Annotated in this window: 21 protein-coding genes; 11 read left to right on the plus strand and 10 right to left on the minus strand. The window is 60.7% G+C overall.

Annotated features, from left to right (window positions below; all coding sequences use genetic code 11):
- Positions 1–55: 55 nt before the first annotated feature.
- The 8 genes from rpoD (at position 56) to NZ585_12230 (ending at position 7,987) form a co-directional block, all read left to right on the plus strand.
- Positions 56–1,735: an RNA polymerase sigma factor RpoD gene (rpoD, locus tag NZ585_12195; protein MCS7080791.1), complete on the plus strand. Its 1,680-nt coding sequence runs from the start codon at positions 56–58 to the stop codon at positions 1,733–1,735.
- Between the two features lie 88 nt (positions 1,736–1,823).
- Positions 1,824–2,627 carry an RDD family protein gene (locus NZ585_12200; protein ID MCS7080792.1) on the plus strand — a complete coding sequence of 268 codons (804 nt, stop codon included), beginning with the start codon at positions 1,824–1,826 and terminating at the stop codon, positions 2,625–2,627.
- Between the two features lie 4 nt (positions 2,628–2,631).
- Entirely contained in the window at positions 2,632–3,897 is a 1,266-nt protein-coding gene (locus NZ585_12205; GenBank protein ID MCS7080793.1) for a rhomboid family intramembrane serine protease, read from the plus strand.
- A 472-nt stretch (positions 3,898–4,369) separates the two neighbouring features.
- Positions 4,370–5,233, plus strand: a complete 864-nt coding sequence (locus tag NZ585_12210; protein ID MCS7080794.1) for an acyltransferase family protein — start codon at positions 4,370–4,372, stop codon at positions 5,231–5,233.
- Between the two features lie 45 nt (positions 5,234–5,278).
- The gene (locus NZ585_12215; protein MCS7080795.1) at positions 5,279–5,671 is read left to right on the plus strand and encodes a response regulator; all 393 of its coding nucleotides are present in this window, start codon (positions 5,279–5,281) and stop codon (positions 5,669–5,671) included.
- Between the two features lie 48 nt (positions 5,672–5,719).
- Positions 5,720–6,271 (plus strand): hypothetical protein, encoded by a 552-nt coding sequence (locus NZ585_12220; protein MCS7080796.1) that lies wholly within the window; start codon positions 5,720–5,722, stop codon positions 6,269–6,271.
- 105 nt (positions 6,272–6,376) lie between these two features.
- A complete protein-coding gene (locus tag NZ585_12225) occupies positions 6,377–7,135 on the plus strand; it encodes a C4-type zinc ribbon domain-containing protein (protein MCS7080797.1) in 759 nt (252 codons plus the stop codon).
- A 60-nt stretch (positions 7,136–7,195) separates the two neighbouring features.
- Positions 7,196–7,987 carry a hypothetical protein gene (locus tag NZ585_12230; GenBank protein MCS7080798.1) on the plus strand — a complete coding sequence of 264 codons (792 nt, stop codon included), beginning with the start codon at positions 7,196–7,198 and terminating at the stop codon, positions 7,985–7,987.
- A gap of 22 nt (positions 7,988–8,009) precedes the next feature.
- On the opposite strand, the gene NZ585_12235 is transcribed toward NZ585_12230, so the two are convergent.
- Entirely contained in the window at positions 8,010–8,369 is a 360-nt protein-coding gene (locus NZ585_12235; protein ID MCS7080799.1) for a hypothetical protein, read from the minus strand.
- Between the two features lie 112 nt (positions 8,370–8,481).
- Positions 8,482–8,709 carry a hypothetical protein gene (locus NZ585_12240; GenBank protein MCS7080800.1) on the minus strand — a complete coding sequence of 76 codons (228 nt, stop codon included), beginning with the start codon at positions 8,707–8,709 and terminating at the stop codon, positions 8,482–8,484.
- A gap of 27 nt (positions 8,710–8,736) precedes the next feature.
- Here NZ585_12240 and dnaG point away from each other — a divergent pair, with 27 nt between their 5' ends.
- Positions 8,737–10,626, plus strand: a complete 1,890-nt coding sequence (gene dnaG, locus NZ585_12245; GenBank protein MCS7080801.1) for a DNA primase — start codon at positions 8,737–8,739, stop codon at positions 10,624–10,626.
- Entirely contained in the window at positions 10,623–12,194 is a 1,572-nt protein-coding gene (locus NZ585_12250; GenBank protein MCS7080802.1) for a sigma-70 family RNA polymerase sigma factor, read from the plus strand. The genes dnaG and NZ585_12250 overlap by 4 nt, the downstream gene beginning before the upstream one ends.
- Before the next feature lie 590 nt (positions 12,195–12,784).
- On the opposite strand, the gene NZ585_12255 is transcribed toward NZ585_12250, so the two are convergent.
- The 8 genes from NZ585_12255 to NZ585_12290 all read right to left on the minus strand — a co-directional run bounded on the left by NZ585_12255 (position 12,785) and on the right by NZ585_12290 (position 22,076).
- A complete protein-coding gene (locus NZ585_12255) occupies positions 12,785–13,624 on the minus strand; it encodes a tetratricopeptide repeat protein (protein ID MCS7080803.1) in 840 nt (279 codons plus the stop codon).
- 20 nt (positions 13,625–13,644) lie between these two features.
- The gene (locus NZ585_12260; protein MCS7080804.1) at positions 13,645–15,105 is read right to left on the minus strand and encodes a 2-hydroxymuconic semialdehyde dehydrogenase; all 1,461 of its coding nucleotides are present in this window, start codon (positions 15,103–15,105) and stop codon (positions 13,645–13,647) included.
- Between the two features lie 15 nt (positions 15,106–15,120).
- Positions 15,121–15,804: a lipase gene (locus NZ585_12265; GenBank protein ID MCS7080805.1), complete on the minus strand. Its 684-nt coding sequence runs from the start codon at positions 15,802–15,804 to the stop codon at positions 15,121–15,123.
- A 223-nt stretch (positions 15,805–16,027) separates the two neighbouring features.
- On the minus strand, positions 16,028–17,035 hold the full coding sequence (gene bioB, locus NZ585_12270; protein ID MCS7080806.1) for a biotin synthase BioB: 1,008 nt from the start codon (positions 17,033–17,035) through the stop codon (positions 16,028–16,030).
- 33 nt (positions 17,036–17,068) lie between these two features.
- A complete protein-coding gene (locus tag NZ585_12275; protein MCS7080807.1) occupies positions 17,069–17,938 on the minus strand; it encodes a hypothetical protein in 870 nt (289 codons plus the stop codon).
- A 131-nt stretch (positions 17,939–18,069) separates the two neighbouring features.
- Positions 18,070–19,053 carry a hypothetical protein gene (locus tag NZ585_12280; protein MCS7080808.1) on the minus strand — a complete coding sequence of 328 codons (984 nt, stop codon included), beginning with the start codon at positions 19,051–19,053 and terminating at the stop codon, positions 18,070–18,072.
- Between the two features lie 850 nt (positions 19,054–19,903).
- A complete protein-coding gene (locus tag NZ585_12285; GenBank protein MCS7080809.1) occupies positions 19,904–20,152 on the minus strand; it encodes a hypothetical protein in 249 nt (82 codons plus the stop codon).
- A 127-nt stretch (positions 20,153–20,279) separates the two neighbouring features.
- The gene (locus tag NZ585_12290) at positions 20,280–22,076 is read right to left on the minus strand and encodes a protein kinase (GenBank protein MCS7080810.1); all 1,797 of its coding nucleotides are present in this window, start codon (positions 22,074–22,076) and stop codon (positions 20,280–20,282) included.
- Between the two features lie 159 nt (positions 22,077–22,235).
- On the opposite strand from NZ585_12290, the gene NZ585_12295 reads away from it, so the two are divergent.
- Positions 22,236–23,915 (plus strand): M28 family peptidase, encoded by a 1,680-nt coding sequence (locus NZ585_12295; protein MCS7080811.1) that lies wholly within the window; start codon positions 22,236–22,238, stop codon positions 23,913–23,915.
- Positions 23,916–23,925: the final 10 nt, after the last annotated feature.

Raw genomic sequence — 23,925 nt, forward strand, 5'->3', positions numbered from 1 at the left:
TATCACGGCGACCAAAGCAAGTCTTTTCCCCACAACCTAACTTAAGAAGACAGCCATGCGACTCGATCTGAAAGAAAACCTGATGGATGGCGACACGGATCCGACTGCCGGAGACGCTCTTCCAACCCTCGACCTCGAAAAATTTCTTGCCGAGATAGATTCCACCGCATCGGAAGAAGATGACTTTCTCCTCGACAGCGAGGTCGAAGAAACCGAAGAACTGGAAGAACCGACAGAGGACCTCGAAAACGGCGCACTTGCGCCGCAGCCAGACCTTTCCGCTTCTGAAAGCGACCGCTCACTCGACGCGATGACCCTTTACTTGCGCGAGATGAGCAACGTCGCGCTGCTGACTCGTGAAGACGAGGTCAATATCGCCAAGCGCATTGAGCGGGGGCGGCTGCGTCTCTACAAGGCTCACTCGCGTTCGTTGATTGTCGCCGAGTACCTTGAAGAGCTGGCGGAACAGCTCAGAGAGCGCAAAATTGGCATTCGCCAAGTCATTGATACTTCCGACTCTGACGCCGAGGACATTACGCTTGAAAACGAAGAGCGGTATCTTGCGGAAACCATCGAACGGTTTCAGTCCATTTCACGCGGCCTTGCCCATATTCGAGAAGAAGCCGCCAAAATCGAGAAGGAACGTAAGCGCAGCCCGCGCAAGGCGCAACAGCGGTATCGGCGTTACCTGCGCAAGCGTGTTGAACTGTCGCGGCTGATTCGCGGTGTCCTTTTTTCGGACCAGATTCGGCAGAAGTTCAACGACCGCATTCGGCTCGTCGTCCGTCAAATCCAGGACGCCGAACGCAAGATCGCCCAAGCGAAGGAATCGCTGGTGCCCAAGCGGCGGCGCGTCCGGATGGATGCCGTTGAGGCGCAAAAACAAATCGAAGAAGCGCAGAAGGTCATCGCCGACATTGAAAAGCGTTACTTAGAGCCGGCCGGACGCATCAAAGCCTCGCTAAGCCGAATCTTTTCCGCTTCGGCCGAAGCCGAAAAGGCGCGCCGCGAGATGATTGAGGCCAACCTGCGGTTGGTGGTCTCCATCGCCAAAAACTATATCAACCGCTCGCGCGGCCTTCAGTTTTCCGACCTCATCCAGGAAGGCAACATCGGTCTGATGCGCGCCGTCGAGAAGTTCGACTACCGGCGCGGCTACAAGTTTTCAACCTATGCCACGTGGTGGATTCGGCAGGCGGTGACGCGCGCCATCGCCGACCAAGGCCGCACCATTCGCGTTCCTGTCCATATGGTTGAAACCATCAACAAGATTGTTCGCACGGCGCGGCTGATGGTTCAGGAACTTGGGCGCGAACCAACCCATGAGGAACTCGCCCAGCGGACGGATTTACCGGTTGCTAAGGTGCGTCAGGCGCTCAAAATCGCGCAAGAACCGATCAGCTTGGAAACGCCGATTGGCGACGACGGCGAATCCAACCTCGGCAGCTTCATCGAGGACCGTAATAGCCTCAATCCGGCGGAAATTATCGTCGGGAAGGGACTGCGCGAGGCAACGTTGGAAGTGCTCAGTACGCTCACGCCGCGCGAAGAGCAGATTCTCAAAATGCGCTTCGGGCTGGACGGCGACGGCCAAGAGCGGACGCTCGAAGAAGTCGGTCGCTACTTCTCTGTTACCCGTGAGCGTATTCGCCAGATCGAAGCTAAGGCGCTGCGCAAACTCCGTCATCCGTCGCGAAGCCGCAAACTCAAGACCTTCTTCGACGACGGCCAGTGACGGCGCTTCAATTTCGGCTGGTTCTTTGAAGGCCGCCGCCCAGCGTTTCCTTCCCTAGGGAAGCGATGGGCGGCGGTATTGTTTTGGTATGCGGCTTGACAACCAACTTGTTGTCGAAACCCCGGAACGTGTCGAACTGCGGTTTGCCCTCGCTAATGTCGGCAGCCGTTTCCTTGCCGCTTTGATTGACCATTGCCTCCAACTCTTCGCAATGTTTCTTCTGCTCCTCGTGGTGGCGCAGATTGGCGAATGGCTGCGCGACTTTGAGCCGACCTTGAGCCATTCCGCCGAACTGTGGCTACTGGCCCTCGCTTTGCTCTTGGCGTTTGTCATCTACTCCGGTTATTTCACCGCGTTTGAGGCTTGGTGGAATGGTCAAACACCGGGCAAGCGCCGGATGCGGTTGCGAGTGATTCGCATTGACGGGCGGCCTATCGGCTTCTTTGAAGCGCTGGTGCGGAACATTCTCCGCAGTATTGATTTTCTCCCCAGCGGCTATGCGCTGGGCGTGATGAGTATCATGCTCCACCGCGAATCACGTCGGTTGGGCGACCTTGTCGCTGGGACGGTCGTGGTCAAGGAACGCATTGGCGCTACGCCCAGTCTGGATCGCGTGTTGGCGACGCATACGGCTGAGGTTCAACTGGGTCAGCAGGAAGCGGTGGTAGACCCTGCCCGTCTCCGAGCCTTGACGCCGGAGGATGTGGCGGCGGTGGAACGCTTCCTGCTCCGCCGGACGGCGTTGCCGGAAAACGCCCGTCCAAGAATGGCCGCCCGCATTGCTAACGCCGTTAGCCAGCGGCTTGGCGTTCCACATCCGTCGCACCCGGAAGCCTTTCTAGAAGCTGTCAATCGCCAGTACCGCGCGCAGGCGAAATATCTTGTTGACTAGTGATATGGACCTCAGAATGGAGCGGCCCTTGCGCGTCTGCCACCGATGTGGGCTTTTGACGCCGAACACCTCCCTGCGATGCTTGGAGTGCGGCGCACTGCCGCCGGAAGTGGAGCGCGAACAGCAAGAACGTAGGCGAGCAGCCAAGTTCGTTGAGGCGGTCTTTTTCCGGCGGGCGCCGATCAGTTACATCCTCATCGGCGTCAACATTGTCATGTTTTTGCTGACGGCCTTCGCCGGCGGGTCCGCCGATCTCGATGTGCTGACCGCCTTTGGCGCATGCAACCAAAAACTGATCGCTCAGGGAGAGGTTTGGCGGCTCATTGTCCCGATGTTCCTGCATATTGGGTTGCTCCACCTTGTGGTGAACATGCACGCGTTGTGGGTGTTGGGGCCGCAACTGGAGTCGCTGTACGGCTCGGCGCGCTTCACAATCCTCTATGTGCTGTCAGGAGTCGGGGGCTTTGTCGCCAGCTGTTTCTTTGCACACCCGGACAGCGTTGTCGCTGGAGCGTCGGGCGCGCTGTTTGGGATGTTCGGCGCATTGCTCGTCTTTGTCTACAAGTACCGAGATGACATTCCTTCGGTGGTACGCACCGCCATGCGACGTGGCGTCTGGCTAACATTGGCAATTAACCTAATCCTGACCTTTTCCATCCCGTTCATCAGCCGGTCAGGTCATTTGGGCGGACTGCTGACAGGCGTCGGCTTGGCGCTGGTGATGCCGTATTCGCCGCCTTCCGAACAGAAAACACCCCTCGGCTGGCGCGTTGGGCAGATTGCGCTGGCGTTGTTGGTTGCGGCGTCCTTTGCCGTTGCTTTTTGGCGTTACCAAGGCGGGCGGCCCTCACTAGAGCGGTTTCTGTCCGGCTCGCACCTGTTCCCAGAAAACAAGGCGATCAAAGGGTTTGTTGAAGCCTGCAACACGGGTGAGGCGGTTTACCGTGCAATCTTGCGGCGGCTGGAAACTGAACAGCCCGTACCAGCGGCGCTGTGGGAAGCGAGCGTCGCCGCTCGCCAGCAGCTCAGGCAACTGCGCCCATTCAGTGACGGCGCAACCCGGCTTGCCAATGAACTGTACGAGTTGTTGGAGACGCAGGCGGCGGCGCGTGACCAACCGCCGGCGCGGCCGATGGTTGAGCAAATGCGGGAGCGACTGGCCGCGTATGAACGTAATCAACAGCGGTGGATCGCTGAGGAAGGCGAACGCTACGGCTTGGGTTTTGTCGCTTCGGATGAAACCGATGTCCAGGCCGACGAGAAGAAGTAGTGAGGAGCGCACACGCTGAGGGACGAGACGGTGTTATGCTGCTTTGCTCGCGGGTTCTTCCCAACCTAGCCAAAGCGGCGTTAGCGCAAAGCCTCGGAGGAAGGCGCGCTGAAACCGAGTAACTGCAAAAGGGATTGCTCCCCCGCCGCACGCAGCCTATGCTCACTGCACTGGTGACACAGTTTCACCGGCCTCAGCATCCTTGGAACACAGCTGCTAAACCTGCTGGAAGAAAGCCATGCCCCGTCAACGTTCGACGTCGCCCTCGCTTGCCGTTGTTCCCTCACCGGGTTCCGGAGAAGAAAGGCCCAAGTCTGAACCTCGGAAGAAAGTTCTCACCATCCAACGTCGCGACGGAGAAAAGTCGCTGCGTCTGCTGCCGACGGTCTCCCCCTCGGAGGGCGGCGGCGTGCGCCCGGCGACGCCGTCTGGCGCGGCAAGGGCGCGTCGCCGAGCAGAGCGGCGCAATGTTTTGCCGACCATCACTTCTGGTGGTTGGCTGTCTGCGTTGGCGGAATACTTTGTGGATGCTGAAGTGGACGCCAAAATGCGGCAAATCCCAACTCCGGTGAATGAGTACGGTTATGATTCCTGGGGACTACATCCGGGGACAGCGCGTTACGGGTACTCGCTGTTTGCGCGGCTTTATCGGCATTACTGGCGCGTACAGACTTATGGCATTGAGCATGTTCCACCGGGACGTGTCCTGCTAATTGGCAATCACAGCGGACAACTGCCGATTGACGGCGCAATGGTCGCCGTCGCCATGTTGCTTGAAGCCAATCCGCCGCGCCTGTGCCGCGCCATGGTGGAACGCTGGTTCACCACGACGCCCCTCATCGGCAAGTTCTTGCAACGCAGCGGCGCGATTGTGGGCGATCCACTCAATTGCGAACGCCTGCTTCAGAAAGGCGAAGCAATTCTGGTGTTTCCGGAGGGAGCGCGCGGGTCGGGAAAGGTCTGGAAAGATCGCTACAAGCTGGTTCGGTTTGGGCTGGGTTTCATGCGGCTGGCGCTGGCGACCAACACGCCGATTGTCCCCTTCGGTGTGATTGGCGGTGAGGAGCAAGCCCCGAGTTTCATGGACTGTAAACCTTTGGCCAAGTTGCTAGGGATGCCGTACTTTCCCATTACGCCGACCTTCCCGTGGCTGGGCGTGTTGGGCATGATTCCTTTCCCGACCAAGTACCGCATCTACTTCGGCGAGCCGCTGATTTTTCGTGGGAATCCCGACGACCGAGACGAAGTCATCCAGCGCAAGGTAGATCGCGTCAAGCGTGAAATTCGCCGTCTGATTGATCGCGGCCTTGAAGAACGCGAAGGCATTTTCTTTTGACCCCCCCAACGACCCTAACGTTTTTCCTGACCACCGCAACCGCCCATGACGGAGACGAAAAAAAGCATTCTCGTCGTAGACGACAATCCCGGCGTCCGCGAACTCCTGACGGATGTTCTGACGCATGCGGGCTATGAGGTCATCGCAACGGATGACGGCATCGGCGCGATGACGGCCCTCAAAAAGCGTGTACCTGACCTTATCATCCTCGATGTCATGATGCCTGTCATTGACGGCCCGCACTTGATGCAGGTCATTCGCGCCGCTGACAATCCAGAAATGTGGCAGGTTCCGATTATGGTGTGTTCGGCGTCGGAAAAGATTGATGAGGTTCTCGCCTCCCCGGAATTTGGTATCAAGCCGGAGGATTGTCTGCGCAAGCCCTTTGAAATCGCCGACCTGTTGCGTCGTGTCGCCGAACGGCTGGCGCGTGATTGAAACGGAACAAAGCCGTGTAACGATTTTGGACTTTGGGAGGTTGCTTCTGTGGGCTGGCTTTCATTTTTCGGGAAAAAGGCGTCGCCGCCCAAACGCCGAACGCGGCCGCTGGCGAACCTCAGCGCTGGAGACGCCATTTTCCTTGCCGAAACAAGCCCCCTTCCCGGCAAATGGACGATTGACAAGGCGCATCGTTTTGTAGACATCGAGCGCCAAATGCTGGCGTTTTGGCAGTTTGAAGTCACCGATGGGGAACAGCGGCGCTTCATTGAAGTGCATCCGCCGGAAGCGCCGACAACGGACGGACGCGCCGTGGTCTCCTTCCCGCTTGACCCAACGGAATACGACGAGGTCGAGGCGCTGGAGCTTGACCCAGATGAGCCGCCGGCGCAGCTGACATGGCGTGGACGCGAGTATCAACTGACGGCTGCGCGGAATCTGCGCTTTTACCGCAACACCGGCGAACACCCACGCGACATGGTGCATTTGGAGTACGCCACCGAGGGCGGACGCCGGACCCTAACGTTTGAGTTTTGGTCAAGCAACGGTACGCCGGTGACTTCCGAAGGTCTGTGTCTGACGCCGGAGGAAATCGAATAACTGTCTGCTTTGGCGCAGCGCCTGAACCACGGTTCCTTGCTTCGCTAGGGGCAAGGTAGTAGTCTCCAACCCCGCACTTCCGTTCCGTCCAGATGGGAGGTATCCGTGAGTCAGGACTTGGAACTCCTTATCGCCCTGCAGGAAATTGATTGTCAACTGGCTGAATGTCAAACCCGCACTCGCCAATTCGCCGCCGAACGCGAACGTCTCGAAGTCGAGTTCCAACATCAAATCGCTGCTTATACCGCCGCCCGAACCGACCTTGAGACCTTGCAGCGGCGGTTGCGCGACCTCGAAATCGAACTAGCCCATTTTCAGGCTCAAGTCGCCAAATACACCGCCGACCTTCAGCGCGTCCGCAATCAGCGTGAGTACGAAACGGCCATTCGGGAAATTGATACGGCTAAAAAATCGGTCGCGCAGTGTGAAAACAGAATCACGGAAACCCGGTCGGAAATCACCCGGCTTGAAACCGAAGTGGCAGCGCGCGCCCCGGAAATTGAGAAGCTGCGTGCTGAAACCAACGCAGCGCTAGCCGCCAATAGGGAGGCGGAAACAAGGTATCTGGCGGAAGTTGAAACCATCCGACAGCGGCGGCGCGAGATGGAAGCTAAACTTTCCAAGGTTTGGCTGACGAACTACACCAGGGTCGCCAAACTGCGCGGCGGCCAAGCGATGGCGCAGGTTGTCAACGGGGCCTGTTCGGCTTGCCGCATGCGCCTGCGTCCGCAGGTATACAGCCTCGTTCGGCAGGGGATTGGCATTCATACCTGCGATAGCTGTGGGCGAATCCTTTTCTACCGCCCGGAAGCCGGCGTAACGCCCTCCACCGAAAAAGCCGCCGCCGCAACCGCTGATACCTAAGTTCACACTGGTTTTGCGGCGCGGTGAATGACGCCGCTTTCGCCGGTGAGGAGGCGTACGATGTTTCAGCGGTTTCTCAACGCGCTGTTCATCACGATGGCGATCGGCGTCGGACTGCTGATTGTGTTCGCCGTCACCGCTTGGCTGACCGGCTGGCGAGTCCCCCCGCTCACTCCGGGTCTGGCGCTCGACATCGGGATGGGCGTCGTCTGTTTCATCTGGCTGTTGCTCATTCTGACTGTTCCCTGGGATTTGCACTTCCAAGCCAAAGCCGTCCAGTTTGAGTTGGAGCGTTCACAGGAGGCGGGGCTAACGGTCAACCCCGACCGTGTGGCGTATGTTCAGCGGATGCAACGGACAACGCTGTGGGCCGCGCTTGGGTTGCATGTTCTTTCGGCCGCCGTCATTAGCGGGCTGGCCTATGTGACACGGGGGAGTCTGGGCTACTGGTTTGCCGGTTTTTACTTGGCCACGATGGTGTTTCGTCCGATTGGCGCGGCATACGACTACTTGCACCGGAAACTGACGGACATCAGTGAGGAAGCCAAATTTCCCCGCGACGACACCCTGAAGCTCAAAAACGACCTTGAGCAGGTCAAGGCCGACGTGACCGAAGTCAAACGTCAGATGGAGGCCCTTGCAAGGCAGCTTGCCGCGTTGGAGGCCGCCGACGCCCGCTCGCACCACGACATCCTTGCTTTACAGCAGGCCGTCGAGCGGGCCGAGCAATCCTTCAAAAGCCGGATCGGACAAATGAGCGACGAAATTGAACGGTCGCTGACACGCGCCTTTGACCAGCAAGACATTGTGAACGGCCTGCGGGCCTTTGCGCGGCTGGTAAAATCCGCCTGAGCCGGAGCCGCAGGAAGAACTCCTACTGAAATTCCTCAAGCAGCGCCGGCATGGCTTGATCGAGAAGCCAAAGGGTGTACCCGATGTTCGCCCCGCGCTCCAGAACAAAGACCAAAAAGTAGTTCTCTGGAAACAGCTTCAGAATGCAAGTCGCCTCATCATACGTACAGATGATGGTGCGGATGTTTTCCAGCAAACTGCGGAGGCCGAACCGGCGGTAATTGCCGACTGTAATGCCATGGTAAGCCGCCAACAACGGGAGCGTTTCAAAGTCACCGACGGTTTGGTGAAAGACAATTTCGCCGTCATCAGCCAAGAAAGCCCATCCGCGTGCGCCGTCCACGCGGTCAAGCACGCCGCGCATAATGGTCTCGAAGGACATACTGGTTGGGAGAAAGGGGTTGCGTTTTCAAAATTTGTACTGCGCACGCTATCTATCCCACCGTACGCCGTCAAATGGCTGGTGACGCCCATCTAGGTCTTCGCTGTCATTTTTAGCGCCGCCGCTTCTGGTTGGGGTCATCTAGCGGCAGAATCACACCCCAGACCGACTCAAGATTGACGGTGGCTTTTTGGCATGCCTTCTGCCGGCTGCTGAGCAACGCCGCCAATGCATTGCTCCCAAAGCGTGGACGTAAAATGCACGGGGGACGCAGTGGGCTACCTTGGCGCGCCGCCAGTAGCCGCACGACTTGCATCCGCCGCCGCGCCAAGGTAGCCATGTCCGCCTTCTTGTAAGTGGTGCGCTTATGCCATTCGACCGCCAAAGCATAGACGATCTTCGGGCGCAGGCTGACATTGTGCGAGTGATCGCCGGCTATGTCCCCTTGCGGAAGCGCGGCGCGAACTACGTCGCCTGCTGTCCGTTTCACCATGAAAAGACGCCGAGTTTCAATGTTCACCCTGGTAAACAGGTCTTCAAGTGTTTCGGCTGTGGCGCTGGTGGGAACGTCTTTACGTTCGTCATGCGGATGGAAGGCGTCGCCTTTGCGGAAGCCGTACGGATGGTTGCCGAGGTCTGTGGTTTGCCGCCGCCTGAACCCCGCGCCACTACGCCTGAAACCGAACGCGAAGCCGAAGAACGTGAACGGCTGCTGCGCTTGCACGAACTGGCCGCCCGTTTCTTTCAAGACCAGCTTGTCCGCCCGGAACACTACGCGGCGCGCGACTACTTGGCCGCTCGTGAAATCGGCGAGGCGACGATCGCCGCTTTGGGGCTTGGTTATGCGCCGGATCGCTGGGAAAGCCTGACGAATTTTCTGCGCGACCACGGCGCTACCAACGCCGACTTGGAACGCAGCGGCTTGGTTTCCCCTAGAGAAGGCGGTGGTCGCCACGACCGCTTCCGTGGGCGCATCATGTTCCCCATCGCCGATTCTCAGGGACGCATTATTGCGTTTGGTGGACGGACGCTTGGCGACGGCGAACCGAAATACCTCAACTCGCCGGAAACGCCGCTTTACGTCAAGGGACGACACCTATTTGGTCTGCATCTGACAAAGGAAAGCATTCGGCGAGCCGGTTTTGCCATCCTTGTCGAAGGCTACATGGATTTTGTCCGGCTTTACCAAGCCGGGGTGCACAACGTCGTCGCCTCGCTGGGTACGGCGCTGACCGAGGCGCAGGTCCGTCAACTGCGGCGATACCTAGAAACGCCCAAGGTCGTCGTCAACTTCGACAGCGACCGCGCCGGACAGGCAGCCGCCCGGCGCAGCTTTGAGCTGTTTTTGGAACAAGGATTCTGTGTCAGTGTCCTGCACCTGCCGGAAGGCAAAGACCCGGACGATTTCGTTCGTGTGCGCGGCGTGAGTGAGTACCGTGAACGCCTTAAGCAATCTCAACCGCTGGTCGAATACCTTGCCGACATAGCGCGTTTTGAATACGACATATCGCATCCGGCCGGGCGCGCACAGGCGGTCAACGCCGTCTTGCCCTACATTGCCAAAATCAAGGATGCGATTGAGCGGGATCTGGCAGCGGAACGGCTGGCTGACCGCTTACAACTGGAGGCAAGCACCATTCGCAGTGAACTGCGGCGTGCCGCCCGTGAACGCCGGGCTGAACTCTCGGCTGAGACGGTCGAAGTCACGACCAAGCTCACCCTGACCGAGCGAAATGTCCTGCTGGCCTTGCTGGCGCATCCGCCGCTGTGCGCCGTTGCCTTTGATGTGCTGGACGATGAACTGATTGACCTTCTACCCGGACGAGTGTTTTTCCGGGCCGTTCGCGAGGTGTATCTGAGCGGCGGCGTCTTTGACTACGCTTCGCTTGCCCGCGCCGTTGCGCGTTGGCAACGAACGGAAAGCCAGCTGAACGCCACAGGACAACGCGACTTCTTCTCGGAAGAAGTCGTCGCAACACCGCTCGATCTGGAAATGGAAAACTATGTTGCGGAACTGCTCCTGCGCGCCGAACCTCCTGAAACCGACGAACAGGCCGACCGCTTGCGGGCGACTCTAGAGGACGGACTGCTAGTTTTGCAGCAGCGGCGGCTTGAGCAGCGGAGCGCCGCGTTACAGCACTTGGTACGGGCCGCGGCGGAATCCAACGACGACGAGCTGGCGCTATATCATGCCCACGAGCGGCTGCGTCTTGAGCGCGCACGACTGGCGGCGCTGCGCAACCGGCAAAAACAATGATGGCAAAGCCCTTGACAACAAACGACATTGTGGCGCAGGTAACGGCGGCGGCGCGCGGCAAAACGTTTTTGTCATTTGACGAACTGAATGAGCTGCTGCCCCCGCGTGTGACGGATGTCGCCGTTATTGAATCATTGCTGGCGGCGCTGGAACGGCGAGGGATACGGGTCGGTGAGGAGCGCGAACGCCCTCAGCGACCGGCGGCGGTGGTCAAGGAAACAGCGCCAGCGGCTTCGGCTCCGGCGTCGCCGACGGCGTTTTTCGAAGATCCACTGCGCCCGTACTTTCAGGAAATGGGACGCATCGCTGTCCTGTCGGCGGAGGAGGAAGCCGCCTTGGTCGCCAAAATCCGACGGGCGGCGTCCCGCTTTCAAAAGCTTCTAGCGCGGATTCCAGCGACGGCGACACTGGCGCTTCAGCACGCGGAAGCGCTCGAAGCTGGACACGCCAGCGCCTTTGACTGGTTTGACGCGCCGGGGGCGGACACGAGCGCGTTTCATTCGCTGGAGGATGCGCCGGACGCCGTACGGCGGGGCTCGTTAGCGGACGCTGTTGGGCGTGTCCGGCGGGCGCTAGAGGCGGTTCAAGAGGAATACCACTTGTCGGTGGTCGCTGGGCAACCAGCTAAGAGTAAGCAGCGGCGGCTGGCGCGCGCACGGATTGCTTTGGCGCGAGCAGTACAAGCGTTGCCGCTTTCGCGGACAGGTTATGCGGCGTTGCTTGAGAAGTTGGAAAGCGGGCTACGCACTGGCGCGCCGTGGTTGACAACAGGGGCGGATTTGGAGGATGTCAAGCGACACCTAACGCGCGCGCGCTGCATGTTCGACGCAGCAGCGGCGGCGCGCCAACGGTTGGTTGAAACTAACCTGCGACTCGTTGTGTCGGTAGCCCGCCATTACTTGCATCGTGGTCTTAGTTTGACCGACTTGATTCAGGAAGGAAACCTCGGTTTGTTGCGGGCGGCGGAGCGCTTTACAGGTCGTCGTGGGGAGCGGTTCGCTTCGTATGCGACATGGTGGATTCGGCGCGCAATGGCGCAAGCGCTCAGTGAGCAGCCGCGCCTGATTCGGTTGCCGGCCGCCGTTCGAGCAGAGTTGACGCGCCTGTTCGAAGCCCTGCATCGCCTAACGCTGGAACAGCGGCGTGAACCGAAACAAATCGAATTGGCGCAAGCGCTTGGCATTTCCCTCGAAAGGGTGCAAACCTTGCTTCAGTTGGCGCAGCCGCCAGTAAGTCTTGAAACCCCAGTCGGCGAGGATGAGGAGGCGAGTTTGGGTGACTTCATCGCCGACGCTCATGCGCCCAATCCGCTGGATGACGCTGCGCAACGGCGACTGCGGGAAAGCCTCGATGCGGCCCTGCAATCACTCAATGCACGTGAAGAAAAAATTCTGCGCATGCGGTTCGGGTTGGGCGCAGACGGCAAGACTTACACTTTGGAGGAAGTTGCCCAATTTTTCGCGTTGCCGCGTGACAGCGTCCGGCGCATTGAGGAAGAAGCCCTGCGTAAACTGCGTCAGCCTGGCCGAAGCCAAAAACTACGGTGGTTCTTGGAAGCGGATGGGTAGTTTGTGCGCCAAACGTCGCCGAGGCATCCAACCGGTGTCGGTGAATGTCCGGCGTCAAAGGCGCCAGAAGGATAGGAGCGCTTTGCAGACCGAGAAAGGAAACGGTTTGGCGTCCTACACATCTGCAGCGCTCCGCACCGGCTTGTCAGATGCCGCCCGCCGGCGAGCTTGCAGCGTTATCGCGGCCGGCACAGTCGCTTACCGCCGAAAACGTGACCAACGCGATGGCAGCAAGCTTACGATTGTCACCCTATGCCGCCTGTCTGCACACAGTGGATCTCTTCCGGCGTCACGGTGCTGCATCCGCTCGGTGGCTGCGCTTACTGCGCACGTTCAAGTTTTGGTGGTTTCAACTTCGGTGGGGGTGTCGCCCGCTGAATCAGCTGCGCACAGGCGAGGCTCTCCAGTATGCTCTGTCGCCGTGTTTCAATCTCTTGGTTACGCGCAGCGATCTACATTTCGCAGCTTCGCGCGGCGATTTCCACATTCCTAGCCGCAAGCTCTTCGTTCCTGCGCGTCACTCTATGCCGTCCGCTCTGCTACCTTCGGCTTCAGTCTCCGAACTCCGCAACGTCAACCGCTACAGCCGCTCAAGCCTGTTCTGCAAGGATCGTTCGGGCGCGGGCGAAACAGGCCTCAGCCTGTAGGCGACGGCCCTGCCGGTCGTGCAGGACGCCCAAGTTCTTGAGCGTTTCGGCGACTTTGGGGTGGTTTTCGCCCAACCGCCGCTCAAAAATATCCAGCGCCCGCTCTAGGAGCGCCTGCGCCTCATCGTACTTGCCGCGCAGATCACACGACACGGCCAAATTGTTGAGCGTCACGGCGACCGAAAGATCATCCGGGCCATGCGCCCGCTCTCGGATTGCCAGCGCCCGGCGCAGCGCTGCCTCAGCCTGAGCATAGTCACCGTCTTGGTCGCACATCCGCGCCATTTCACTCAAAAGCGGCGCAATGTGCAGCGTGTCGTGACCATGCAGCGCCTCGAGGAAGGCGATCGCCCGGTCATAGAGCTTGATTGCCTCGGCAATGCGGTCATCATCGGCCAGCATTTGGGCCAGATTCGTCAGGCTGGTCACAAAGCCACCGTAGCCGATTTCCAGCGCCTTGGCGTCGGCTTCTATCGCCCGCCGATAGACAGCTTCGGCCTGCGCCGTCTCGCCCAGCATGTCAAACGTCATCGCCAAGTTGTTGAGGCAAGCAGCGAAACGGGGATCAGTCTCGCCAAAGCGACGCGCTTCACGAGTCGCCTCTGAAAAAAGAAGTTGCGCCTTTTCGTAGTCGCCGGCCTCAAACGCCTTCACGCCGGCCTTCCAGTACCGTTTCCACTGATTACGCCGGCGCTTCTGATTCTGAACGCGGGCAAAGGCCTCCCGCTGAGCATCCGTTTTGAGTTCCTCTGGACAAACCAGAACGTCAGGCGACTCGCTCACCTTGGTTCAGTCCCTCCTTGTCAGAGCTTCACACACACGTTTTTGAGTTCGGCGTAAAAATCGAGCGAGTGGCGACCGCCCTCGCGCCCGATACCACTGAGCTTCATACCGCCAAAGGGCGTCCGCAGATCACGCAAAAACCAGCTGTTAATCCAGACGACGCCGACTTCAAGCGCCTGCGCCACCCGATGAGCGCGCGCCAGATGGCTTGTCCAGAGCGCCGCGCACAACCCGTAATCCCCAGCGTTGGCAAGCGCGATAGCTTCCTCCTCGTCGTCAAAGGGTGCAACATGGCAGACGGGGCCAAAAATTTCCTCCGTAACGCAGGCCGATTGTTCTGGTAGTCCCGTCCAGACGGTCGGTTCGACGAAGTAACCGTTGTCATAAGGGGGCGGTAGGTCAGGAATGCCGCCGCCCGTGTGAACCTCCGCTCCGGCGGCGCGCGCCGCCGCGTAATAGCTCAACACCTTCTCGCGGTGCGCCGCCGAAATCAGCGGCCCTAGGGTCGTCGTCGCATCTTCCGGAGGGCCGGGACGGAGCTGGCGTGCTTCACGAACCAACGCCGCGACAAACCGCTCAAAGATGGGACGCTCGACATAGACGCGCTCTGAGCAGAGGCAAACCTGCCCGCCGTTGAGGAAGCTTGAGCGCGCCACGCCCGCGACGGCGCGTTCAAAGTCGGCGTCGGCAAAGACAATCGCCGCGTTTTTGCCGCCCAGCTCAAAGGACAGGCGCTTGGTACGGGCCGCCGCCGTCCGCATGATCGCCTGCCCGGTGCGCGTCTCGCCGGTGAACGTAATCGCCGCCACGTCGGGATGCGCCACCAGCCATTCCCCGACGCTTTCCGGGCCGAAGCCATGCACGACGTTGTACACGCCTGGCGGAACGCCCGCTGCCGCCATGACCTCAGCCAGCAGCGTCGCCGTCGCCGGGGTTTCTTCGGACGGCTTGACAACCACCGTGTTGCCCATCGCCAGTGCCGGCGCCACCTTCCATGTCAGCAGCAGCAGCGGCAGATTCCACGGGCAAATGACGCCCACAACGCCCAGCGGTCGCCGCAGGCTGTAGTTGAGCGCCCCTGCGCCGTCGTCCGTGTGCGTTTCAAAGCACTCCGTCCCAAGCCCAGCGGCCAGATCGGCAAAGGTACGGAAGTTCGCCGCACCGCGTGGAATGTCAAGCGTACGCGCCAGTCCGTAGGGTTTCCCGGTGTCAGCGACTTCGGCGCGCAGAAACTCATCAAATCGGGCTTCAATGCCGTCGGCGACACGCCGCAGTAGGCGTACGCGCTCTGCGATAGGTGTTTGACGCCACGTCCGGAAAGCATCTTTGGCGGCGGCCACAGCACGGTCAACGTCTGTCTCAGTCGCCAACGCGACTTCTGCCGCAACGACACCAGTCGCCGGATCGTAATCGGGAAAGGTTTCGCCGCTTGCCCCGTCACCGTACGCCCCGGCAATGAACAGTCGCCACCGTTGACGCATGGGCTGGCCTCCGCGTCACTGGATGTACCGCGCCCAGCGCGGCAGGGTCGTATCGTACCACGCCGGCCGGTTAGGGACGTGCTGGACGCCTTCGCAAACTTCGTTCGTGGCACCTTCAAGCTGTCCGCTTTCGACCGGTACAACGCCGTCGCCCCAGACGTTTCCATCGCCACACACCAGCCGATAACTCTGATAGGCCGCCATGGCTTCGAGTGTTCCTGGGAACTCCCCACGAATGGCGCGGCCAATGAGCGCGACGTAGCGTACTCGTGCGTAGAACGCTCCCGGATAATGTCCGTTGACGAAATCCATCGTGCGGCGCGTCCACGACAGCAGGCTGTGGTGCGGACAGCCGAGCGTCACGAGGGTCGCCGTCCGCCGCCACCCGCCGTAGGCGACGCCATCGTAGTCATCCTCGCCCAGATAGAGCCGCGCCACCACGCCGCCGGCGCTGTGGGTGACGAAGTTGACGAACTTGGCATCGTGCGTGCGGCGGGTTTGTTCGACCGTCGTGTGGGTAAGTTCAAGTAGGTTGCGGTAGCTGCCCGTCACCGAGGCGTATAGCCAACTGGCTTGGGTTAGCGGGACAATGGCGACGGGAACGCGGCAAGTCGTCTCTAGCAGCGTCGCCAGCGGTTGATAGGCCGCCCAATCCAGCAGGAAGCCGCCGACGATGACGATGGGGTAGCGATGCGCCACGGAGTTCCTTGCTCGAAAACGGGTTACTCGCCGTCATTTTATACATTGGGGTTGGCGTTCCCGGCTTCCTATGTGTTTGTTTTTCGGCGAATTTCAACCGTGTGAAGCGAATCGGCTGCGGACGGGTGCTCTGCTCAAAAACGGAACACGCCGACGCCAACAGCAGGCAATCTAGCCCGGTCAAAACAGCCCGCCGCATTACCCAAAACCAATCTTTTCCTAACTATGAGGCCGCTGGCACAGCAGCACGCTTTTCTTTGAACGGCACACGTGGATAAAGGCCCAGCGTTGCTAGAAGTTGTGCGTCCTCATCGTAGTCATTCGTTGGCGACGCTTTGGTTAGCATTATCTTAGCGTCGCTTGAAAAAATCGAATTGGCGCCAGCCAAGAAACACAATGCCTGCGCTTCGTCGGACAACTGTGTCCGACCGGCAGAGAGCCGAATTATCGAACACGGCATGACAATCCGCGCCGTAGCAATGACGCGCAGCGTTTCCCAGAGAGAGACATCGGCTTGGTCGGCCAGCGGCGTGCCCGGTACGCGCGTCAGGATATTGATCGGCACGGATTCCGGGTGTGGCTGCATTGTCGCCAGCGTATGGAGCAATCCGATCCGGTCGTCCACGCTTTCTCCAAGGCCGAGAATGCCGCCGGTACAGAGCGTGACGCCGGTTTTGCGGACATTCGCCAACGTCGCCAGCCGGTCGTCGTATGTGCGGGTGGTCGTGACGCGGCCGTAGTACTCGCGTGACGTGTCAAGGTTGTGGTTGTAGGCGTACAGCCCGGCTTCTTCGAGCCGCCGCGCCTGCGTTTCGGTAAGCATCCCAAGCGTACAGCAGACTTCGACGCCTAGGGCGTTGACGCTGCGCACCATGTCAAGCACCGCCTCAAACTGCGCGTCGTCACGTACGTTGCGCCACGCCGCACCCATACAGATGCGACTGACGCCGTTGGCTTTGGCGCGCTTAGCGATAGCGATGACTTCCGCCTTGTCCATCAGCGGTTGCGCTGTAATCCCAGTTTTGTAGTGCGCCGACTGTGCACAGTAACCGCAATCCTCCGGGCAACCACCGGTTTTGATGGAAACGAGCCGGCACACCTGCACTTCGCGCGGGTCATGGTGGGCGCGGTGGACAGTCGCCGCGCGATAAACAAGTTCCAGCGCAGGCGTATCGTGGATGGCGCGGATTTCCTCGCGTGTCCAGTCGTAACGAAGAGGCAATGATGACATGGGCGAAGCGTTGACCAAACGTGAAAAGATGGCTCAAAACACGACCACCATGGTCGGGTAGAGCGGAGCCGTCCAGACGGGACTGACGTAGTACGGGCTCAGGTAAGGCGTATAGTACACATACGGGTCGGCTATCACAAAGTCGTAGTCATAGACGGTCTCCGTGGTCGTCGTGGTGGTTGTTGTCGTCGGTTGGAGCGCCTGCTGTTCGGCTTCAATTTCCTTTCCGCGCCGCACCAGTTCCAGCATGATTTGCCCGCCGCGCGTCAGTAGGTCATGCATCACGTCATCGGGCGTGACCTCTATCGTCCGGCTGGGGTCATTCGGGTCGGTTGTCGTGTAGCCAAGTTCACAGGGATGCAGATTGGAGTTGACGATGGCAAGGATTTCGTCCCACAGCTCGCCCGACAACACCCCCAACTCCCACTTGCCGTCGGCGTAGTTGTCAAAGCGTCCCTCCATCACAAACGACATAAAGACGATCTCAACCGGATCGAGCTTCTTGTAGATGGCGACGGCGACGCGCAAATCTTCCCACCGCTCTTGCTGGAGATAGAGCCGCCAGCCGTCGTCGTCGAAGTCGTAGTACCGCTCAAAGGCAAACTCGCCAGTCGCCAAATCCACGGCGCAGTAGATGTCATAGACGGTGAGGTACTCTTCGTACCGCTGACGAAACCGACGGACGCGCTCCTTCCCTTCTTCGGTAGGGACGTAGTACGCGCCCTGAATGTCAATCAGACGCTCATTGAATAACGTCTGAATGACATCCTTAAGCGCCATTTCGTCCGGGTCGGTCGGCGCAACGGCGAACTTCCGTCCTTTGCGCACCATTTTGTCGAGCACAAAAATGCTTGCGAACCCGACGCGCTGGGCGTTGGTCAGCGTATAGCGTTGTTTTTCCATAACCTTTCCTTCCTTGACCTGCCTGTTCCGCGCTTCGTCTGCTTTCCAAGACAGTGGAGCAAGTAGCCCCTAAACCAAACCGTTGACGCGGTTCACACCGGGGGCATCACTACACCTATACGGGAACTGCTCTAGTTGCGTCGGCCGCGTGTGTTGAAGTTGCGCGCCGGCGGCGGCGTCGGACGTACGGCGGTCGGCGGCGTCGGACGAGCTATAGGCGGCGGTGTGGCCGGACGCGGCACAGCGGTCGGTGGTGGGACGCTGCGCTGCATCGCTGGTCCACGCCCAAAGCCGCCCGACGCGACCGGGCGATTGTTGTCGCGCTGCTGGAACTGGCGCTGTGTCTGCGGCGGCTGCGTCAGAGGCTGCCGAACGAACGGGGCAACCTTGCCGGCGTTGGGTGAAACAGCCGTCGAGCGAATCGGCGGTTGCGCCGTCCGCTGCGCCGGAACATCGCGGGTGTAGGTCGTCACGGTCGTCCGGTAGGTCGCCACCGGTACGGGCGCATAAGGGCGGTAGTAGGCCGGAAACGCGCCGAAGCTGTAGGGCGAAACATAGAACGCCGGGCGCGGTGCGAGCGCCCACGCAAGGAAAAGCGCCGTCGCAATCGGCAGCACGGCAGAGTAATAGACGTCCGGGCCGTAGACCGTTGGATGCCCTTGCACCTGCACAACAGCTTCCTGTCGCCCCGGCGTCTGCTCGATGCGTAGGTTGGCGACTTCCTGCTCCTGACCGTCCTTAAGCAGCGCTACGAAGGAAAAATTTTTTGTATTACCGCCGCCGTACTCCTGAACGCGAATGTAATCCACGTTGCCGTCTTCATCGAGGTCGAGGTTGTTGATAGAGCCCGGCTGGTTTAGTAAGCGTTCCAGTTCTTCTGCATTTTTCGCCTGTTTGGTCAGACCGATGAGCGCCTGTAAGTCAAGCCCTTGGCCGGGGACGTTGCTCGTTGCTGTGACCGTCGAAGGGTTGGACGGCGGGGCGCTCACTGGCTGCGGTTGATAGGCCGAGCGCGACGAGGAACAGGCGAAACATCCGCCGGTAAGCAATGCGGCAAGTCCCAGCGCAATGCCGCGCATCCACAGGCTGGCCGTGGAAGCCATTGGTGACGTCATGAGGCCAACTCCTTTCCATCCCTTCCCTAAGTCTGAAAACAACCCCGCGCCTATGGCTTAGAACGCGGTGGCGCATCGGCGCAAAGCGCGCCGGTATGCGAAACGCTGAGAAACGGCGGTGCGTTCCCAAAGCCGGCGCGACACCTCCGACAATGACCCGACCCATCGTCTCCAACTGGAGACGCGGCGTCAAACCCCGCCGGAGCTATGAGCAAACGCCTTGTTTCCACAACGACACGCGGAACGCGAGTGCGAGCTCCGCGCTCAGCTTGAACATGGCAAGTGGAAAAGCGCCGCAACTGGGAACTTAGTGACTCCTGTACCGGGGCGACGGACGCCTGCGGTGTCCGTCGTCAAAAAATTCTCACGGCATGGTGGTTGACCGTGGGTGCTGCCACGGTGTGCCCTCTATCAGGGTGTGTGCTTATTAGGTGTTACAGCGTGCGTTGTAGGAGGCGCGACCTCGGCGGCGAGTATTCTATGGCGGCTGACTGTGTTCAGAGCTGGAGGATACGCCGGCGCATCCCTCGCTTGGACAAGCGGATACCGCTCCTCGATCACCTTGTGGCGCGTCTTGAATGTAGTGTGCATTGGATACAGTCCTAAGTGGGTCGCGCCAACATTGACGCCATCGCCGTACGCTGGGGCGATGACGGAACAACTCGGCTCTCATATACGGCCAAGCTGATGACCGGGATTGACAGGCACTCGTCGGCGCGAGTGCTCCCGCTCGAACCATCACCGAAACTCAGCTGTTTCATGAGCTTGAGGGTGGTTCACGCGAGACCCGCACGCACTGGGTTGAACAGGTGGACAACGTGCTGCCTGCCCATCATTTAGTTTATCTGGGTTACGGCATCTGGGGAGCAACGAAGCTGATGGTTTGACCTGTCGCTCGACGGTTGATATCTCGGCGCAGGCGTGGCGGTGATTCTGCGCGCAGGACAACTCGCCGACCTGGTTCGCTGTCGTCTCCAGCGCTCGCCTGCCGATCCGGCGCGAAGTGATGCGCAGGATTGAGCTGAAGCAACGAAGCGGTGCGTTGGGCTTCCAAGCTTGAGAAGATGGATGGACAGCGAGCGACCGCCGCGTCGGCCATATGCAACCCCGACGGCGCACGGCCTTTGCGCGAGTACCCTGAAATGGCGACGGCCGACTTGGGTTCATGACGCGCGCAGCGGCTGGAAGCAATAGGCGACGCGGTGTGGGTTCAGCTCGAAAACAGCTTAGTCTTTCGGAGCGCTTTCAGCGGCTTTTTCCGCTTGGCGGATACGTTCGATGTTGCGCTTCTCCAGCGGCGTCAGCTTGTCGCCTACGTCGTTGCCGGTCGGACGATACCAAGGCTTGGCGTTGAAATGTTCGGCGAGTTCCGGGTCGGAAAACCGATACCCATGCCGCGCCAGAATTTCATTCCGCATCAGACGCAGTTCCTCGCGGGTTAGGTTGCGGAGGTCGTCGTCCGTCAAGTCGCGCAAGGAGGCTTCCGGGAAGTCGCCGGGGACATCCTCCGGGTTGGGTGACGACGCTTCCTGCGACCGACGCGGCGGCCCCGACGGCTTGGTGTACACGCTCAGTCCCCGTTCTCGAATGCGCGCCGCCGCCGTCTTTGCATCGGCTTCGGTAGCGTAAACGCCCAGCGCCACAATGTAGAAACCCGGCTCGAAGTTCGTCCACTCATCCGTCTTGACGACAAACGGCTCGAAGCCGGCCTTAGCGTAGTCGGCGCGTTTGGCTTCGGCGGCTTCCGGCGTCCTCGCTGAAAAGCCGATGACGTACACGCCTTCCGAACCGGGCGCAAGCGGCGGCGGGGGCGGCGGCTCGTCTCCATCGGACGGACTGGACGGTGGAGGCGTAGGGGGCGCATCCACCGGCACGGCGGGTGTCGGCGATGTGGCGACGGGCGGCGGCGGGGGCGTCGGCGTGGACTGAAAAGCCCGGCCTTGAAAGTACATCAGCAGCGCCAGAAACAGCGTCGCCCCCAACACCAGCGCCACGGCCGCCCCGGCGGCCACCCACCACCAACCCTGCGTGCGCTGGTCGGCGGCCGACGTGGACGGCCGGTGGGACGCAGGTACCACGGTTTCAGCCGTAGCCGGCGGAGGCGGTGGGTTGAACACCGGTATGGTTGACGCGGGACTCGCCGCACGCCCATCGGTTGTGCGCTGCACCGGTTGGGTCGCCGGCTCGTTGTTCCCGTCCACAGGCCGGCGCACCACCGGTTGCGTCGGCTGCGTCAGGAGCTGCACCAACGCCTGCCGCATCGCCGTCGCCGTTGGAAAGCGACGCGCCGGGTCTTTGCACAGCGCCGTCGCCACAAAGCGATGGACGGCCGCCGGTAGTGTGGCGGGCAGCGGGACCGGGTCGCGTGTCACAATCGCGCCCATCAAGGCCGTCAAGTCCTGCTGCGGGAACGGCAACCCACCTGTCAACAACTGCTGAAACATCACGCCCGCCGCCCAGAGGTCGCCCTGCTCCGTGCGCACGCCGTCAAAAGCTTCCGGCGGCATGTAGGCCGGCGTTCCCGCGATCAGCCCCGTCCGCGACGTAGCGTGAATGACGCGCGCGATGCCGAAGTCGGCCAAGCGCGGCGTATCGCCTTGGAGGAGGATGTTCGCCGGTTTGAGATCGCGGTGGACGATTTGGCGACCGTGGAGATGCTCCAGTCCGGCTAAAATCCCGTCGAGCATCCTGACGGCTTCCGGCAGCGCCACGCGCCCGCCCTTCCGCGCCAGCCAATCCACCAGCGAGCCGTCCGGGGCGTATTCGCTCACGATGACCACCTGCCCGTCGTAAATGTCGGCTTCAATGATGGGCAGCACATTCGGATGGCCGCTGGCCTGCGCCCAGACGGCGGCTTCCTTGCGGATGGCGTCGAGGTCGGCGTCGTCGGCCAGCGGGATTTTGAGCGCGACACGGGTGACGGCCAGTTTGGTTCGCCGTTCGGCCAACCAGACCTGCCCAAACGCGCCCCGCCCTAGCAGTCGAACAAGCGTGTAGGGTCCGAGAGCACCGCCGGGCTGCATGAACGCCTCCGAACATCGAAAGCTTTGTCGGGCGTCAGTGTAGCGCGTGTTTTTCGCATGCCGAAATCCACATTGAAATCAGCGCGCCAAGTGTTGAGAATGACGCCGCTTTTCCATCTTCGAGTCAAAAACGTTCGTCATCCGAGGTTGAGCGACGTGATGAAAACGCTCCATCGCTGGGCAGCGTGCTGGTGGCTGCTGTGGCTGGTCGTCCAAGTCGGCGCACAGTCGGCGGGAAACGCCGGGACGGCCTCGCCGGTGGTCCCCGCCGAACTACGGGCGACGGCGGCTCGTATTCAGCCAGCCGCGCTGCACGCCCACACCGCCCTGCTTTCCGATCCCTTGTTTGAAGGCCGCGCGCCCGGTACGCGCGGCGGCATGCTGGCCGCCAAATACATCGCCGCGCAGTTTCAAGCTTATGGTTTGGAGCCTGTCAACGGCTCGTACTTCCAAAACGTCCCCATCATCAATCTGCGCGCCGAACCGACAACGATGACGTTTCGCGCCGCCGACGGCGGGCAGGTCGAGCTGGCGTACGGGACGGAGTTCACCGCCCAGTCGGGCGAGTGCGTCCCGGAAGTCAAGCTGGACGCCGTGCCGGTGGTGTTTGCGGGCTACGGCATCGTCGCGCCGGAATACGACTGGAACGACTACAAGGGCGTGGACGTGCGCGGCAAAATCGTCATGCTGCTCGTCAACGATCCGGGCCTGCGCAACCCAAACATCTTTCAGGGACGGACGCTGACCTACTACGGGCGGTGGACGTACAAGTACGAGGAAGCCGCCCGGCAGGGCGCGCGCGGCGTGTTGCTCATGCACACGACCGAAAGCGCCACCTACCCGTGGCAGGTCGTGCAAAGCTCGAACACGGGCGTTCGGTCGGAGCTGGTCCGCGACGCTAATTCGCCGCCGGTCGTGGCGCTCAAATCGTGGATTACCGACGACGCGGCGGTGCGCATCGCCAAGCTGGCCGGCAAAAACTTGGCGACGCTCATTGAGCAGGCGGAGCGGCGCGATTTTCGTCCCGTGCCGCTGGATGTCACGCTGTCGCTCCATCTGAAAAGCGAAATTTCGCGCTTGGAATCCCCGAACGTGGTCGGGCTGCTGCCGGGGCGCGATGAAAAGCTGCGCGCGGAATGCGTGGTGGTGACGGCGCACTACGACCACTTCGGCGTCAAGGACGATCCGGCGACCGGGAAGCGGCTGGTCTATCACGGTGCGCTGGACAACGCCTCCGGCACGGCGGCGCTGCTGGCGATGGCGGAAGCCATGGCGAAATCGGCATGGCGGCCGCGCCGGTCGGTGCTGTTTTTGTCGGTGACGGCCGAAGAGCAGGGGCTGCTTGGCGCGCAGTACTACTGCGAACGGCCGCTGATTCCCCTCGAAAAGACCGTCGCCAACATCAACCTCGACGAAGTGAACGTCTTCGGCCGGACGCGCGATTTCGTGCCGCTCGGCGCGGAACGCTCGACGCTCGGCAAAACGATTGACGCGCTGGCCAAGTTGGAAGGTCTGGTGATGAAGCCTGACCTATTCCCACAAAACGGGTCGTTTTTCCGCTCCGATCACTTTTGTTTCGCCAAGGTCGGCGTGCCCTGCCTGTCGCTCAACTTCGGCGTTGACGTGGAAGGCAAGCCTGATGGCTGGGGCAAGGAGCGATTTGAAACCTATGTGCGGCGCGACTACCACCAGCCGACGGATGTCATTCAGGACGACTGGGATTTTCGCGGCGCGGCGCAGCATGCGCAGTTTGCGTTGCTGATTGTCGGCGTCGTCGCCGAAGACCCGACGCCGCCCGAGTGGTTGCCCGGCGAGGCGTTCCAACGTCGAAAAACGTAGAAGACAAAAC

Origin of the sequence: Chloracidobacterium sp., from assembly GCA_025057975.1 — a bacterium.
Classification (GTDB): domain Bacteria; phylum Acidobacteriota; class Blastocatellia; order Chloracidobacteriales; family Chloracidobacteriaceae; genus Chloracidobacterium.